Genomic DNA, 16,095 nt, shown 5'->3' on the forward strand with positions numbered 1-16,095 from the left:
CTTAGGGAGCATCGATCACGCCGTCCGCTGGCAGTCCAGGCTTCAGCGCGCCATCCGGATTCGGCAGATCGATCCGGACGCGGAATACGAGTTCCGCGCGCTGCTCTTTTGTCTGCACGTTGCTCGGCGTGAACTCGGCAGTGGTATGGACGCTCGTCACGCTGCCTTTGAAAATCCGTCCGGGTGCGCCGTCCACTTGCACGTCGACCGACTGTCCGATCTTCACGCGCGCGAGGTTCGCTTCGCTCACGTAGACGTCGAGGTAAGGGTGATCGAGGTCGGAGACGGTGAGGACGGATGTACCGGGCACGACGAGATTGCCGACCTCAACGCTGTGCGCTAGAATCACTCCGCCAAAGGGCGCGTGCAGTGTCGTCTCGGAAAGACCGCGCAAGGCGATCCCGAGCGCGGCTTGCGCCTGTTCGACGTTCGCGGCCGCGACGGCGACGTCCGCGCGCCGCTGATCGAGCGCGTGCGACTGCGCTTGCGCACCGGCAAGCACCGCTTTCGATTGATCCAGCTGCGCGTTGGAAGCCGCGACGTCGAGCTGCTTCACCGCGATGGTCTGTTCGCCGGCCAACGCGGCGTCGAAATCTGCGTGGGCGGCTCGAAGATCCGCCTCGCCGACGACGAGCTGCTTGGCAGCCGCATCGCGCCGCGATGACGCGGCGCTCACTTGAGCGGTCGCGGACAGCGCCGCGTCGTGCGCAACATCATACTGCTGCGCCGAAACGTCGCCTTGACGGTAAAGTTCACGTTCGCGTTTCACATTCGCTTGCGCAAGCGCTGCGGAAGCCTGCGCGCTCTGCACGTCGGCGCCGGCTTCCGCTAACGTTGCCCGCGCGGTCTCAAGCGCGGCGCTTGCGGCGCGGACGTGCGCGTCCGCCGAAGCCACCTGCGATGAAACGGATTGAGCCTGGATGGCGGCGAGCTCGACGCTCTGTGGAACGCGAACCGCTGAAGTCGCCACCTGCGCGCGCGCCTCGCTCACGCCGGAGGCGTTCACGTCGCGCTGAAGCGCGTACGAGGCCTGCGCCAGACGAAGCTGGGCTCGAGCGGCGTCGAGATTCGCCTTGGCTTGGTCAACGGCGAGCAGCGCGTCTGTCGTCTCGATCTGCGCTATCGGTTGACCGGCCGTGACTCGGTCGCCGTCGTGGACGAGCAGCGCTTTGATCCTGCCGCTTACCTTTGCCGCCACGTCGACCTGAATCGTTTCAATCGTGCCGGATCCGGCGATTCCGTTGCTCGACGCGCCCGCGAGCCGGCCGTGTACGGCCCATGCGAGGATCGCCGCGACGACAACGAAAGCGGCGCCGATTTGCCAAACTGGAATGCGGCGCCGAGATGGAGCATGGGGCGCTTGCTGCTTCTCGGTCGCCGGAGATGGAATCGTGACCGTCATCCCTCGCGCCTCGATTCGCGGTCGGTGGAGTGTGAAGATGAATCCGCAGTCCAAGAATACGCGCGAGATGTTACGCGCGTACGAACGTCAGTCGCGAACTGTTCACAACCTCTTCACGTAAGGTCCAAAAAGCCCGTTAAAACCCATTTAGCGGGACGTAGAGCCGCTTGCGCCGCTTTCGATCTAGACGTTGCAACCAGTCGATCTATGCGCGCGAGGTGCGCGCGGTGTACGCGACGGTTTTGCCGCTATCTGTCGACTATTTCTCGTGATAAAGAAAATCTCGACAATACGGACGAGCGCCAATTGACTTTCAACAATCCAGACCTTACTGATTTTACTGGCCTTCGAGTCTGCCAGAATCCAGGCGTCGTCCGGCCAATCGCGAAATCAGCGCGGCACATGATGATCAATCGACGTCCTGCATGCTCGCTCGTCAGATGAACGCCATAATTCAAGAAATGCTGTTTTGAACGCGGCGCGTCCACTCGACCGCCGACGTCAAGCCGTTCCCCGGGAGATGGAGGACCCGATCCGCAGCGAGCTGTTCGGGGTCGAACGTCTCGAGCTTCATGCCGCCAGCCTCGCAGAGGCCCAAGTCATCGCCGCGAACGTCCAGGCCGACCATCGAGTGGCGAACCGGCTTCGCGATAATGGAAACGTCCTTTTCGACACATACCGCGCTATCGCCGCGGCAATCCGGGAGGACGACGCCATCACGCCGGCGGCCGAGTGGCTGATCGACAACTTCTACGTCGCGCAAGAACAAATCCGCGAGATCCGCGATGATCTTCCGTACAGTTTTTATCGCGGTTTGCCGAAGCTCGCACAGGGCCCCTTGAAAGGCTATCCGCGCGTCTTCGGGGTGGCGTGGGCGTTCGTCGCGCACACGGATAGCCGCTTTGACGCCCAGCTCTATCGCAAGTTCGTGCGAGCATACCAAGCCGTGCAGCCGTTGACGATCGGCGAGTTGTGGGCGGCTGCGATCGCCTTGCGTGTCACGCTCGTGGAGAATCTGCGGCGCCTCGCCGACCAGATCATCAGCGCGCGCGACGCGCGGCAAGAAGCGGATGGTATTGCCGACCGCCTGTTGCGTGTCGACGGGCTCGGGACCGACCCTCCAATTGTCGCGCTGCGAAGCTCGGACAAGACTCGCTTACCGACCGCCTTCGTCGCACAACTGGTGCATCGTCTGCGCGACCAAGGGGAAGTAGCAACGGTCGCACTGCAGCAGTTGGATAAGCTCCTTGCCGCACAGGAAACGAGCGCAGACGAAATCGTCCTTGCAGAGCATCACAAGCAAAGCGCGATGAACGTGTCGGTGCGTAACGTTTTCACGAGCATGCGCTTGATCTCGGCGGTTGATTGGTCGGAGATCTTCGAGGATCTCAGCCTCGTCGACGCGGAACTTCGCGCGGCCAGCGAATTTGCGGCCATGGATTTCCCCTCTCGCAATCGCTATCGTTACGCTATCGAAGAGCTAGCCCGCGGGTCGAAGGTGTCGGAACTCAACGTTGCGCGGCGCGCGATCGAACTTGCTAAACGCGCGCAACCGCCGCCGCACTCCACTTCCGGCAGTGCCCCGAACCGCGAGCAGGAACCAGGCTATTACCTGGTCTCCAAGGGCAGGCGTTCATTTGAGCGGTCTCTCGGCTACCGCATCCCGGTGTCCAAATGGTTCGTGCGCGCCGGCGAAGCCGCGGGAGTTTTTGGATACGTCGGCGCGATCGCGCTGCTCGTGGCTTTTTTTCTGTCCCTCTCTGTTCTCGGCTTGCTAAAGTTCGGCATCACCGGTTGGATTCTCGCCTTCCTCGCGTTCTTCGCGCTGGCGTCAGCATCGGACTTGGCCGTCGCCCTCGTCAACCGCCGCATCGCGATCGACAGCGGTCCCACGACCTTGCCGGCGCTCGAATTGCGTGAGGGCGTTCCGGAGAGTTTGCGCACGATGGTGGTCATGCCCGTGCTCTTGACGTCGCTGACCGAGCTCGAGAATCTCCTCAAGCGCATCGAGGTGCACTTCCTCACCGAGCAGCGCGGCGAACTCCACTTCGCTTTGCTTTCGGACTGGAACGACTCAAAGACCGAGACCGCTGCAACCGACGACGAATTTCTCGCAGCGGCGTCCGGCGGCATCGCCCGACTGAACGCGCGTTACGGCCCGGCGCCCGGAGGCGCGCGCTTCTTGTTGCTGCATCGGCGGCGTATCTGGAACGAATCGCAACATATGTGGATGGGGTGGGAGCGCAAGCGCGGTAAGCTCCACGAATTGAACCGATTGCTGCGCGGCGCCTCCGACACGTCGTTCTTAGATGTCAGCGGCCGCCCGCCAGAGGTTCCTTCCGGTATCCGCTATGTGGTGACGCTTGACGCCGACACGCGTCTGCCGCGCGGAACGTTGAGACGCCTGATCGGAAAGATGGCGCACCCGCTCAATCGTCCGACGCTCGATCCGAAGAATCGCCGCGTCATTGAAGGCTACGCCGTGCTGCAGCCGCGCATCACGCCGTCGTTTCCGAGAGCTCGCGAAGGGTCGATGTTCAACCGCGTGTTCACGAGCCCGAGCGGGCTGGACACGTATGCGTTCGCAGTCTCGGACGTGTATCAGGATCTCTTCGGCGAAGGCTCGTACCTCGGCAAAGGTATCTACGACGTCGATGCGTTCGAAACGGCTCTCGCCGGACGGATTCCTGAGAGCACCTTGCTGAGTCACGATCTGCTTGAGGGGATATTCGCTCGCGCCGGACTGCTTTCCGACATCGAAGTCGTAGAGGATTCCCCCACGCGCTACGACGTCGCTATGGCTCGGCAACATCGCTGGGCCCGCGGCGATTGGCAGCTGCTGCCGTGGATCTTCGGCAGTAGCGTGGAATTCGGCAAAGGCGTTATCACGCCGCTCGGCCGCTGGAAGATGTTGGATAACCTGCGTCGGACTTTATCTGCGCCGGCCGCGTTCGTCGCCCTGGTGGCGGGATTCACCCTCCCTTTAGCTGCTGCCGTCTTCTGGGTTGGCTTCGTTGTCGCGACGTTTGTCATCCCGCCTTTCTTGGCGCCCATCGCCGGCATCTTCCCGCGAGTGCCCGGCATTTCGCTACGGAAGCATTGGAACGCGGTCGGCGCGGATTTTGCCCAAGCATCGCTGCAGATCGGCTTGACGCTGACGCTGCTCGCTCATCAAGCGTGGCTGATGGGAGACGCAATAACCCGAACGCTGACCCGATTGTACCTCACGCGCCGGCGGCTGCTCGAGTGGACGGATGCCGCCACCCTGGTCTCACGCACGGCGCTCGGCGTCCGCGGCTACTACCGCCGGATGGCGGGCGGCGTCGCGCTCGGCGTCGCGGCAGGGCTCCTTGTCGCGTTTGCCGGTCACGCGGCTTGGCCGATCGCCCTTCCATTCGTGACCTTTTGGATACTGTCGCCTGCCATAGCAGATTTGATAAGTCGTCCGACGCGCGCGATGAGCGAACAGCGTCCGTCTGCCGCAGACGCGAAGGTGTTGCGCCTGACGGCGCGGCGGACGTGGCGCTTCTTTGAAACCTTTGTCTCGGCGAAAGATCATCTGCTGCCCCCGGACAATTTCCAAGAAGATCCTGCACCGGTGCTGGCGCACCGCACATCGCCGACAAACATCGGCCTCTACCTTTTGTCGGTGATCGCGGCTCGCGACTTCGGCTGGTTGGGGACGATGGACGCCGTTGATCGTCTGAGCGCCACCTTGGACACAATGGTGGGACTCGAACGCTTTCGGGGCCATTTCTATAATTGGTACGGCACTCTCGATGGCCACCCGCTCGAACCGCGGTACCTCTCGTCGGTGGACAGCGGGAACTTAGCCGGACATCTGATCGCGCTCAAAAACGCTTGCGCTGAGCTCATTCGCGCGCCGATCGCGGGGGCTTGGTCGTTCGCCGGCATTGCTGATGCGCTCGAGATCGCCCTCGCGGCTTCGCGCGCGCTCCCCAAAGAACGCCGCCTGCAAACGGCGTCTCTGCAAAGCGTTACCGAAGAGCTTGCTGAACTCTCGGCGGCTGTCGCGATTCCACCCGTCGATGCGACACTGCCGACGTACGTCGGACGGGCCGACGAGATCGTTGCGCGCGCGCGCACGTTCGTCGACATCGCTCGAGCGCTCAACGCGGAGATGGCCGATGCGTCGAGCGCCGAATTGCTGGCCCAAGCCGAAGCGCTCCACACGGTCTCACAAAGCCATCTCCGCGATGTTGAGACGTTGGTGCCGTGGGCGAAGCTCAAGCAAAGAGATCCCGTTCAGCCGGCACTGGCGCCGCTGCTGGGTTCGATCCCCTCGTTAGAAGATCTACCGAAACGGTGCGAAGCGGCGGTTGCCCTTCTCGACATCCGGGGCGGCGACGACGCGCTCGTCGAAGCGCTCGGTCATTCCGCGCAAGCCGCACGTTCGTTGATCGATCGACTCGAGACAATCGCCGACCACGCCAAAGAGTTTTTCGAAGCGATGGATTTCGGGCTTTTGTTCGACCCAGTCCGGCAGCTGCTCTCCGTGGGCTACCGGTGCGGCGAAGGCGTCCTCGACGAGAATTGCTACGATCTTCTCGCCTCCGAAGCGCATCTCGCGAGTTTCGTCGCGATCGCAAAGGGAGACGTGGCGGCCCGGCATTGGAATAGGCTCGGCAGGACCGTAACGCCGATCAACGGCGGCGCGGCGCTCATATCGTGGTCGGGATCGATGTTCGAGTACTTGATGCCGAGCCTGGTATTGCGAGCGCCAGTGGACTCCCTCATCGATCAAAGTAACCGTCTCGCCGTTCGCAGGCAGATCGAATACGCGACCGGACTTGGCATCCCGTGGGGAATGTCGGAATCTGCCTATAACGCTCGCGATCTCGAGATGACGTATCAATACTCGAGCTTTGGTGTTCCCGGTTTGGGCCTCAAGCGCGGCCTTGACGACGATGAAGTGATCGCCCCGTACGCGACAGCACTTGCAGCCATGGTCGATTCGCCCGCCGCCGCGCGCAATTTCGATCGGATCGGAGCAGCCGGGGGCGTCGGACGCTATGGCTGCTACGAGGCACTGGACTATACGCCGTCGCGCGTACCTGACGGCCAGACGGTAGCGGTCGTCCGCTCATACATGGCGCACCATCAGGGCATGACGTTGGTCGCGATCGACGACGTCCTCCACGACGGCATCATGCAAGACCGATTTCACGCCGAGCCGATGGTCCAGGCGACCGAACTGCTCCTCGAAGAGCGTGCTCCGCGTGAAATTCTCGTCGTCCACCCGCAACACGAGCACGTGAAGTCGAGCGTCAGCGTCCGCGAAACTCTTCCCCACATGCAACGCCGGTTCGATTCGCCGCACCAGCCGATTCCGCGCACGCATATTCTCTCGAACGGATCGTATGCGGTCATGCTCACCTCGTCCGGATCCGGATATAGCCGCTGGCGGGATGTCGCTGTGACCCGCTGGCGGGAAGACACGACCTGCGACGATTGGGGTTCGTTCGTCTTCGTCCGCGATGTGGCGAGTGGAGAGGTGTGGTCAGCCGGCTACCAACCCAGCGGAAAAGAGCCCGCAGCCTACGAGGCAGAGTTCTTGGAAGACCGCGCGAGAATCGTCCGGCGCGACGGCGCAATCATGACGACGCTCGACGTCATGGTTTCAACGGAAGACGACGCCGAGGTCCGCCGCGTCTCAATCTCCAATTTCGGGAGCCGAGCGCGGGAGATCGAGTTGACCTCATACGCCGAGGTCGTGCTCGCCTCCGCGGATTCGGACGCCGCCCACCCCGCGTTTTCGAATCTGTTCGTCGAGACTGAGTTCATTCCGAAGATTGGGGCTATCGTCGCGACGCGGCGCTTGCGTTCTCCCGACGAACCGCAGGTCTGGGCCGCCCATCTCGTCGTCGTGGAAGGCGACACGATCGGGGCGCCGCAATTCGAGACCAACCGGGCGCGATTTCTCGGCCGAGGGCGCGGCATTCGTTCTGCCGCCGCTGCGCTCGACGGTCAACCCTTGTCCAATACCTCCGGTGCCGTTCTTGACCCGATCTTCAGTCTTCGGCGCCGACTTCGATTGGCGCCCTGGTCGACGGCTCGCGTCGCGTTCTGGACACTTGTCGCGTCCTCGCGGGAAGAGGTACTCGACCTCGCCGATCGGCACCAAAATCCAGCGGCTTTCGATCGCGCGGTCACGCTTGCATGGACGCAGGCGCAGGTGCAGCTCTTCCATCTTGGCATCGACGCAGACGAGGCGAATCTTTTCCAGCGGCTGGCGGGCCACGTTCTCTATTCGAATCCCGCGCTGCGTCCGTCGCAGGAGGTGCTGAGGCGGACCGAAGGCGGTCCTCGCGCGCTATGGGCGTGCGGCGTCTCCGGCGATCTCCCGATAGTGCTGTGCCGGATCGACGACGTTGCGGATTTAGGGATCGTTCGCCAGCTTATCCGAGCGCACGAATATTGGGCGATGAAGCAGCTCGCGGTCGATCTCGTCATTTTGAACGAGCGAGCGCCGTCCTACGCCCAAGACTTGCTCTCCGCCTTGGATACAACCATCCGGGCTAGCCAACTTCGTCAAGCCACCGAGTATCATAGCAAGCGCGGCTCGATCTTCGTCCTGCGCGCAGATCTGATCTCAACAACGACGCGCAATGCGCTGCGAGGCGCAGCTCGGGCTACCCTCTTGAGCCGTAGCGGGAGCTTGTACGAGCAGGTCGGTCGTCGCGAAGATTCCGAGCCTGCGTTTTTGCGCCCGCGAGTTCGCCGGCCGTCCGGCATTCCGAATGGGTCGCTGCAGCGTCCGACCCTTGAGTATTTCAACGGTCTCGGCGGCTTTAGCGACGACGGCCGGGAATACGTGACGTATTTCGGCGGCAGCCAATGGACCCCCGCGCCGTGGATCAACGTCGTCGCCAATCCTTCGTTCGGGTTTCAGGTATCGACCGAGGGCAGCGGCTATACGTGGTCGATCAACAGCCAGCGCAATAAACTCAGTCCGTGGTCGAACGATCCAGTGAGTGATAGGCCAGGAGAGGCGTTCTACGTCCGCGATGAGGACTCCGGGATGATAGGCTCGCCGACGGCGCTTCCGGTTCGCGACGACTCCACGCCGTATATCGCCCATCACGGCCAAGGATATAGCCGTTTCGAGCACGTCTTTCAAGGCATCTCTCTCGAGCTGCTCCAGTTCGTGCCATTGCGCGACTCTGTGAAAATCTCGAGGTTGAGGATTCGAAATCAATCGGGGCGTAGCCGTCGCATCTCCGTCACGGCCTACGTCGAGTGGATATTGGGTACGTCGCGCGCGGGTTCAGCGCCGTTCATCGCGACGGAGATCGACGCGGGCACGAAAGCCATGTTCGCAACCAATCCTTGGAACGAGGAATTCGGCGGTCGCATCGCTTTCGCGGATCTTTCGGGCCGTCAGCGCAGCTGGACTGGCGATCGGACCGAATTCATCGGGCGCGATGGGTCCCTCGATCGCCCGGCAGCGCTCGACCGCGGCACGCCGATGTCCAATCGGGTCGGCCAGGGACTCGATCCGTGCTGCGCGATGGAGACTCGGGTCGAGCTCGCGGCAGATGCGACGGCCGACGTCGCCTTCTTCCTCGGCGACGCCGCAGCGAAAGAAGAAGCGCTGGCATTGATCGCGCGTTATCGAAGCGCCGATCTCGACGCGATATTAACGCCCGTGACGAATTTTTGGGATGAGGCGCTTGGCGCGATTCAAGTTCAGACGCCGGATCGCGCGATGGACGTCCTGCTGAATCGGTGGCTCTTGTATCAGACGCTGGCATGCCGGATCTGGTCGCGTGCCGGATTCTATCAGGCGAGCGGTGCCTATGGGTTCCGCGACCAGCTCCAAGACGTGATGGCGGTCTGCAGCGCGAAACCGGACGTCACGCGAGAGCACCTCCTTCGCGCCGCATCGCGCCAGTTCGCGCAAGGCGACGCGCAGCATTGGTGGCATGTGCCGTCCGGACAAGGCTTGCGCACGCGCATCTCCGACGATCACGTTTGGCTCCCTTTCGCCGTTGCGCACTACGTCGATGTCACCGATGATGTCGCGGTACTCGACGAACAAGTACCTTTTCTCGAAGGTCCTGAGCTGCGCGACGACGAGCGCGAATCGTACTTCCAGCCGAAGGTCGGCGAAGTGAGTGCCTCGCTGTATGAGCACTGCGCTCGGGCATTGGACAGGAGTCTCGCGGTCGGAGCCCACGGTTTGCCGCTGATGGGTACGGGCGATTGGAACGACGGCTTGAACCGCGTGGGCATCGGCGGCAAGGGCGAGAGCGTATGGCTCGCCTGGTTTCTCGACGCAGCGATTTCCGCGCTCGCGCCGCTCGCCGCTCGCCGCGGCGACGCAAAACGCGCCGCGGCGTGGCGGGCGCACGCCGTCGCGATGCGAGACGCGCTCGAGAGAGACGGCTGGGACGGAGCGTGGTACCGGCGGGGATTTTTCGATGACGGCACGCCGCTTGGATCCTCATCAAGTGAAGAATGTCAGATCGATTCAATCGCGCAGTCGTGGGCCGTCATCTCAGGCGCAGGCGATCGGACGCGTGCCGCGGCGGCGATGGCAGCGGTCGACGCCCGACTCGTCGATCGCGGCCACCAGATTGTCCGGCTCTTTAGCCCCCCGTTCGACCGAACGCCGCTCGACCCAGGGTATATCAAGGCCTATCCTCCCGGCATTCGTGAGAACGGCGGTCAATACACCCATGGAGCGCTCTGGTCGGTCATCGCGTTTGCGATACTTGGTGACGGAGATAAAGCTGCCGAGCTCTTCTCCCTCCTGAACCCGATCAACCATTCGAGTTCTCGCGATGCCATCTATTGCTACAAGGTCGAGCCATACGTCGCGTGCGCCGACGTGTACGAAGAGCGCGCTCACGTGGGCCGCGGCGGCTGGACATGGTATACAGGTTCGGCGGGCTGGATGTATCGGGCCGGCATCGAGTGGGTGCTCGGGATCCGCTTGCATGGTCGATCACTGTCGATCGATCCACGGATCCCGAAAGGGTGGCCTGGATTTTCGTTCAGGCTCAGGTACCGCTCGGCGACGTATGATGTCGCGGTTGAGAATCCGCGACACGTGAGCCTTGGGGTGACCAGTATCGAAGTCGACGGCCGAACCTTGGAAGTCGCCGGGCCCGTTATCCTGACGGATGACGGCGCGACTCATAGCATTAGAGTGGTCCTCGGCTAAGCGGTTTCGTCATGCACGTAAGCCCCCTCGCGGGGAAGCCACTTGAACCCGGCGCATTGGTGAATGTACCCCGGCTCGTGACCGCCTACTATGCAGAGAGGCCCGACGCATCCGTCGCCGCGCAGCGCGTCGCGTTCGGTACTTCGGGTCACAGGGGCTCGGCATTCGATCGCACGTTCAATGAGACGCACATCCTTGCGATAACGCAGGCGATCTGCCGGTTTCGCCGCGAGCGCGGCATCGACGGTCCGCTATTCCTTGGGATGGATTCCCACGCGCTGTCGGAGCCGGCGTTCGCAAGCGCGATCGAAGTCCTCGCCGCCAACGAGGTCGACGTCATGATCGACCGCGGCCACGGTTATACGCCAACGCCCGTCATCTCCCACGCGATACTGACCTACAACCGCGGTCGGAACCGCGGGCTAGCCGACGGAATCGTGATCACGCCGTCGCACAACCCTCCGGAAGATGGCGGCTTCAAATACAATCCGCCCAATGGCGGGCCAGCCGGTCTTGACGTGACGCGCTGGATCGAGGTAGCCGCGAACGAAATGATCGCCCACGCTCTTCGCGGGGTGACGCGCGTCTCGTACGATCGGGCCATCGGCGCATCAACGACACATCGCCATGACTACGCCAACGCATACGTGGAGGATCTTGCGAACGCGGTCGACATGGAAGCGATCGCAGGCGCGGGCCTGAAGATCGGCGTCGACGCGCTCGGCGGTGCCAGTGCCCAGTACTGGGGCCGGATCGCCGAACGTTACGGCCTGTCGATGCGCGTCATCAACGACGTCGCCGATCCGACGTTCCGGTTCGTGGCTGCGGATTGGGATGGAAAGATCCGGATGGATTGCTCGTCGCCGTATTCGATGGCGCCCACCATCGCCATGCGGGATCAATTCGACATCGCGTTCGCGAACGACACCGACGCCGACCGTCACGGGATCGTCACGCCATCCGCCGGTCTGATGAACCCCAACTACTACCTCGCCGCCGCCATCTCGTATCTCGTGCAACACCGTCCGGATTGGCCGGCCGGCGCGGCGATCGGCAAGACAGTTGTGTCGAGCGGCATGATCGATCGAGTGACCGCCGGAAGAGGGAGGAATCTTTTCGAAGTCCCCGTGGGTTTCAAGTGGTTCGTCGACGGGCTGCTCGACAATTCGCTGTGTTTCGGCGGCGAGGAGAGCGCCGGCGCAACGTTTTTACGTCGCGACGGGACGGTCTGGACGACGGATAAAGACGGCATCATCCTCGGCCTGCTCGCGGCAGAGATGACGGCGCGGTTGGGCCGCGATCCTGGCGACAGCTACGCGGAACTCACGCGTGAGTTCGGAACCTCCGTGTACGAACGGACGGACGTTTCGGCGTACGCGACGGAGAAGGCGAAACTAGCCGAAATATCACCCGAGCTTGTGCGGTCTCATACGCTTGCCGGCGACGCGATCCGTGCGGTGCAGACGAAGGCATCCGGAAATGCGGAACCGATCGGCGGCATCAAAGTCGTGACCGACTTCGGATGGTTCGCAGCGCGTCCGTCGGGAACGGAGGACGTCTACAAGATCTACGCGGAGAGCTTCCGGAGTGCCGAACATCTGCACCGGATTCAGGAAGAGGCAAAGACCATCGTCTCAGCCGCGCTTCGTTAAGCGCTGGCGCCCGCTACGGCGGGTCAGAGCAGAAGGGATGCCCCGAGCCGATCTAAATGTGCCGACGATGCGCTACGTTACGGGCGGTGAATGAGGAGCAGCCGTCGGTCACTTTTTGACGGCCTTCGATTTCTGCTCGCCAACCATCTCCTCGATACGAGGATGGTCGCCTTCTACCGTCTTGATCCACTGTTTGAAAGGCGGCACTTCCTCGCCGACGCGATAGAGGAAGTAGTAAGCGCTGATGGCGCCGACAAACTTGAAGCGCCGTTTGAGGTCGGCGGTCAATTCTTCATACGAACGAAGCGATCGCAAGTAATTGCGGAATCCCTTGTACTCTTTGTCGAGCTCGAGGATGGTCGCGGCATTCTTGATCGTCGCTTCGATTTTGCGCTTGCTGTGCAAGATGCCGTCCGTGGTCATGAGGCGTTCGATGTCCGGCGTGCGGTATCGGGCTACTTCTGCGATGTCGAAATCGTCGAAGGATTCGCGAAGCGCTTCCCACTGGCTATCAATGGCCGCCCAGCTCAAACCCCCTTGGAAGACCGCGCGGGTCATCACCGCGAGATAGTCGGCGAGACTCGGTTTTGCGATACGTGTATGATCAGCGCTTATCGGCATATTCGATTCGCTCCGTGAGCTCCCGCAGTCTACCGCTCAGCTCGGGCATCGCCTCTTCAAGCCGGCTGGGGATCTCTTCCAGCTGCATACCGTCACCTATAACTTCTTTGCAAGGCGCGCCTGCAGCATGTGCTGCCGACGAACCAACGGGCGGCAAAGTTCGCCAGTCAGTATTGCTGAATGCCTCCAATAGTGCACCGAGTTCGACTTGGGTCGAGGATTGAGTTGCTGCGCTCAGTAGGCCGGTTCGACAGCGCCGGTTCGTGCGCTCTGAACCGATCACGCCGCTACAAAGGTTTGATTGTCCGTTGAATGTCCGAAGCGGAAATGTCAATTACCTGAAATCGCGTATCATCAAATGCCTCGGTTCTGGTGACGGAACCGTCGGCTATAAAGGCCTTCCAGTTCGCTCCATGAACGGTTAGTTGAAACGTCCCGATTGGCACGCGGTCAAAATAGTAGATGCCATTTTGAATGTCGGCGCGAAGCGAATCACCGTCCGCACACGATAACTCAACGGTTTCGCCATCGGGCTGGGCCAACCGACCCATCAAGTGCCCGAAGGGTGGATTGTAGGTAGCACACACGCCGTTGCCATTGATGCACGGGTCGGTATCGGGGTCGATTGTTATTGCGTATACAACCAGCGTTCTGACCGCGTTCGCGTGGACCATTGCTTGAAAATCGGCGCTGCAGGTTGAGATCGTGAACGCGAACCTGCCATAGCCGGGTGGAGCACTAAAGGTCAAATCCTGCCCGGCCGTAGTTGCTCCAATGTCTCTACCGGGCGTTTCAACCGCGGCCGACGACCCAGGGGGGATTTCGCATCCAATGATGTGGACCACGAGTGTGCCTTTGATAACGGCGCCTTCATCAGCGCGCGCTTGAATGCCGAGTCCCAAGAAACACATTGAAACGGCGAATAGTGCAGATCCACGCAGAAAAATGTTTTGCGATTTCATACTTTGCCAACTCTCCCCAGTAGTCATATCCATTCTGAGCACGCGACGTACGAAATGTCCACTAGATCGGTCGAATATCATTACCTACGAAAGAACCATACTAGCGCGACGACACCCAAGATGCACAATAAGCCAAAGAGGACCGGTAGCAAAGCCAACCATGGATATTGATTCGCCCCTGAAAACAGAAGCCGACCTCCAAAACCAACGAAGAATTTGACCGCCATCGCCCCCTGCGAGACGATAAATAGTCCGAGAACAAACGCGGTGCCAATCCGAACAGAGAGCGGAGAATCTTTCGCCCGCCACGGTCCCAGGGAATTAGGAATTTGTTTCATCGAACAAAGTGTTCGCGCAGCAAACGCCTTCTCCTAACGCAATATCGGCGAGCTCGGAAAAATCACAGCAGCGCCTGGCCTCGGTTAGGGGCAGACGCAGGATCGCTACGCATGCGCGCCTCCTAGCTAGTTGGGCTCGGGCCGCGCACTTGGATATTGTATGATCAGTTGATTTAATAGGCAAAGCAGGGGCGCGCTGCGTCTAGGGGACGGGGCGCGACACCCCTAGCGCAATCCATAAGAAAGTGAGTTGAGTCGCAATCAGTAGCGCTCGTTTTAAGGGGCTGCACCCTCGCCCGCGCAGCCATGCTATAGAATAAGAGAAATAGGGAATGAGAATAAGCAGAGTCGCGAGCAGTATTGCCAGACTTTCGACGGGCGTTGTTCCGGTGCTGGGCCCATAATAATTAGCGACTAGATTTCGGACTGTTTCATAAAGCACGACTGCGAAAAAAGACGATGGAACAAACAACAGCAGCGGAGCTAAGACAAATAAACGAAAGGTGCTAGGCCGCAAAACAAGATATCGCGTCCCCAACCTGTCCCTGCCCATTATTGCACCTACAGCGGGCCGTACCGCGTCTTTGCTCCAACCACGGAGCGCCAACGACTCCCGTGGCCGTCATTCTCGGTTGCGGAAATGTCGCGAATCGCCAAATCTGCTTGGTGTAATCCAACTGAATCCCAAATAGTAACGGCCCGTACAAGACCTGGATGGCGTGATCCAAGTGCGCGTCATGATCTTCACCACCACCACCAGCCGAGTCTTGCAAAGACTGTCCGCCGAGCCCGGATAAACCTGCTTCGTGAATTCCGCGGTGCCGGCAGTAGGCAACGAAGAAGGCATCTCGGCTTTCGCCGCGATGCCTTATGCCGTATAGATTCGGGCCGACTGGATTCGAACCAGCGATCTCCTGCCCCCCAGACAGGCGCGATAACCAGGCTTCGCTACGGCCCGACCAAGAAATATAAGGGTTCTAGCCGGTTTTTACCTCCTGCAGTGGCGACGTGTCCCCTTACGTCTCCCCAATGCCATTTAATAGTGTATCCACGCGCTCCACTGACTCTCGGCAATCAATAGGCGTCAGGTCATTTGCCGCCGTCTGAAGGAGCAATACCGCCACGCCGCTCGAGGTACTCGCGGCTAAGCCGGACGATGTGGTCGAAGCCGGCCCACTGCAGCGGTTCGTTCTTCCTACGCAAGGCGATCACGTCGCTCAACTGCGCCCACGCTTCGATGACCCGATACGCGCCCGTCTCGAGATATAGATTCGGTGCGAGCAGACCCGTGCTCACGAGCGTGCCTACCTTTTCCCAAAAATTGCCGAGCACGAGTTCCGGATGCGTCGCGCTGAACGCGACGCCTTTCTCGAGCTCCTCGCGGTACTTCTCATCGAGTAGCCGCTTTGGCAATTCGTTCGCGACGTACTCGCGCGCCGCATACATCTCGGGCGAGCTGTACTCTTTATGGAGTGCGAGGAAGCCTTCGAGTTGTGTCGCCAATTTCAGTTGACGGATCTGGACGATCGCGGCGATCGCCGTCGCGGCGATGATGAGGGTTGTAACCACCGTGGCTGCGCCGCTGATGCCTTCCCATGTCATATCGGCACCTCAAACCTTCTCGAAAGACGTCGCTCTAACAAGTTGCGGCAGACCCCGCAAGGTGGAGTACGGCTGCGCACCGCCTCCGCCGCGGTGCTTCGAAACGCCGTGCATGGAGTGGACGTTCAATTTGACGCTCTCATCATATGATGCCGAGAACGAGACGGCGGCGTAAGGGCCGCACGCTTCGATTCCCGAAGCTCAAGCGCCCTTCGAAGAGCTTCACCGCGGCATTCACCATACCGTTTGCGCTCTGGTAATTCACGGAACCGTTTTGCAAGGCCGGCGTCCTGCACGGACGGAGATCGAAGCGTTTCCCTATGGTCGA

Annotated in this window: 6 protein-coding genes and 1 tRNA gene; 2 read left to right on the forward strand and 5 right to left on the reverse strand. The window is 61.1% G+C overall.

The window, feature by feature from the left end:
• Nucleotide 1 precedes the first annotated feature (1 nt).
• Nucleotides 2-1,402, reverse strand: a complete 1,401-nt coding sequence (locus VKT51_05065) for an efflux RND transporter periplasmic adaptor subunit (protein HLJ83524.1) — start codon at nt 1,400-1,402, stop codon at nt 2-4.
• A 520-nt stretch (nt 1,403-1,922) separates the two neighbouring features.
• Between VKT51_05065 and VKT51_05070 the strand changes: the two genes are divergently transcribed.
• Both VKT51_05070 and pgm read left to right on the forward strand, forming a co-directional pair.
• The gene (locus VKT51_05070) at nt 1,923-10,592 is read left to right on the forward strand and encodes a glucoamylase family protein (protein ID HLJ83525.1); all 8,670 of its coding nucleotides are present in this window, start codon (nt 1,923-1,925) and stop codon (nt 10,590-10,592) included.
• 11 nt (nt 10,593-10,603) lie between these two features.
• The gene (gene pgm, locus VKT51_05075) at nt 10,604-12,244 is read left to right on the forward strand and encodes a phosphoglucomutase (alpha-D-glucose-1,6-bisphosphate-dependent) (GenBank protein HLJ83526.1); all 1,641 of its coding nucleotides are present in this window, start codon (nt 10,604-10,606) and stop codon (nt 12,242-12,244) included.
• A gap of 108 nt (nt 12,245-12,352) precedes the next feature.
• Here pgm and VKT51_05080 read toward each other — a convergent pair whose 3' ends face one another.
• From VKT51_05080 to VKT51_05095, 4 genes are all read right to left on the reverse strand, one after another.
• On the reverse strand, nt 12,353-12,865 hold the full coding sequence (locus VKT51_05080) for a DNA-3-methyladenine glycosylase I (GenBank protein ID HLJ83527.1): 513 nt from the start codon (nt 12,863-12,865) through the stop codon (nt 12,353-12,355).
• 287 nt (nt 12,866-13,152) lie between these two features.
• Nucleotides 13,153-13,827 (reverse strand): hypothetical protein, encoded by a 675-nt coding sequence (locus VKT51_05085; protein HLJ83528.1) that lies wholly within the window; start codon nt 13,825-13,827, stop codon nt 13,153-13,155.
• Between the two features lie 1,221 nt (nt 13,828-15,048).
• A tRNA-Pro gene (locus VKT51_05090) sits at nt 15,049-15,123 on the reverse strand.
• Between the two features lie 131 nt (nt 15,124-15,254).
• Nucleotides 15,255-15,767 carry a hypothetical protein gene (locus VKT51_05095; GenBank protein HLJ83529.1) on the reverse strand — a complete coding sequence of 171 codons (513 nt, stop codon included), beginning with the start codon at nt 15,765-15,767 and terminating at the stop codon, nt 15,255-15,257.
• Between the last annotated feature and the right edge of the window lie 328 nt (nt 15,768-16,095).

It is taken from the genome of Candidatus Eremiobacteraceae bacterium, assembly GCA_035295225.1.
Taxonomy (GTDB): domain Bacteria; phylum Vulcanimicrobiota; class Vulcanimicrobiia; order Eremiobacterales; family Eremiobacteraceae; genus JABCYQ01.

Excerpts from the sequence above, each read along its gene's own strand:
- VKT51_05065 (HLJ83524.1), bottom strand. The coding sequence starts at position 1,402 with ATGACGGTCACGATTCCATCTCCGGCGACCGAGAAGCAGCAAGCGCCC.
- VKT51_05070 (HLJ83525.1), top strand. The coding sequence starts at position 1,923 with ATGGAGGACCCGATCCGCAGCGAGCTGTTCGGGGTCGAACGTCTCGAG.
- pgm (HLJ83526.1), top strand. The coding sequence starts at position 10,604 with ATGCACGTAAGCCCCCTCGCGGGGAAGCCACTTGAACCCGGCGCATTG.
- VKT51_05080 (HLJ83527.1), bottom strand. The coding sequence starts at position 12,865 with ATGCCGATAAGCGCTGATCATACACGTATCGCAAAACCGAGTCTCGCC.
- VKT51_05085 (HLJ83528.1), bottom strand. The coding sequence starts at position 13,827 with ATGAAATCGCAAAACATTTTTCTGCGTGGATCTGCACTATTCGCCGTT.
- VKT51_05095 (HLJ83529.1), bottom strand. The coding sequence starts at position 15,767 with ATGACATGGGAAGGCATCAGCGGCGCAGCCACGGTGGTTACAACCCTC.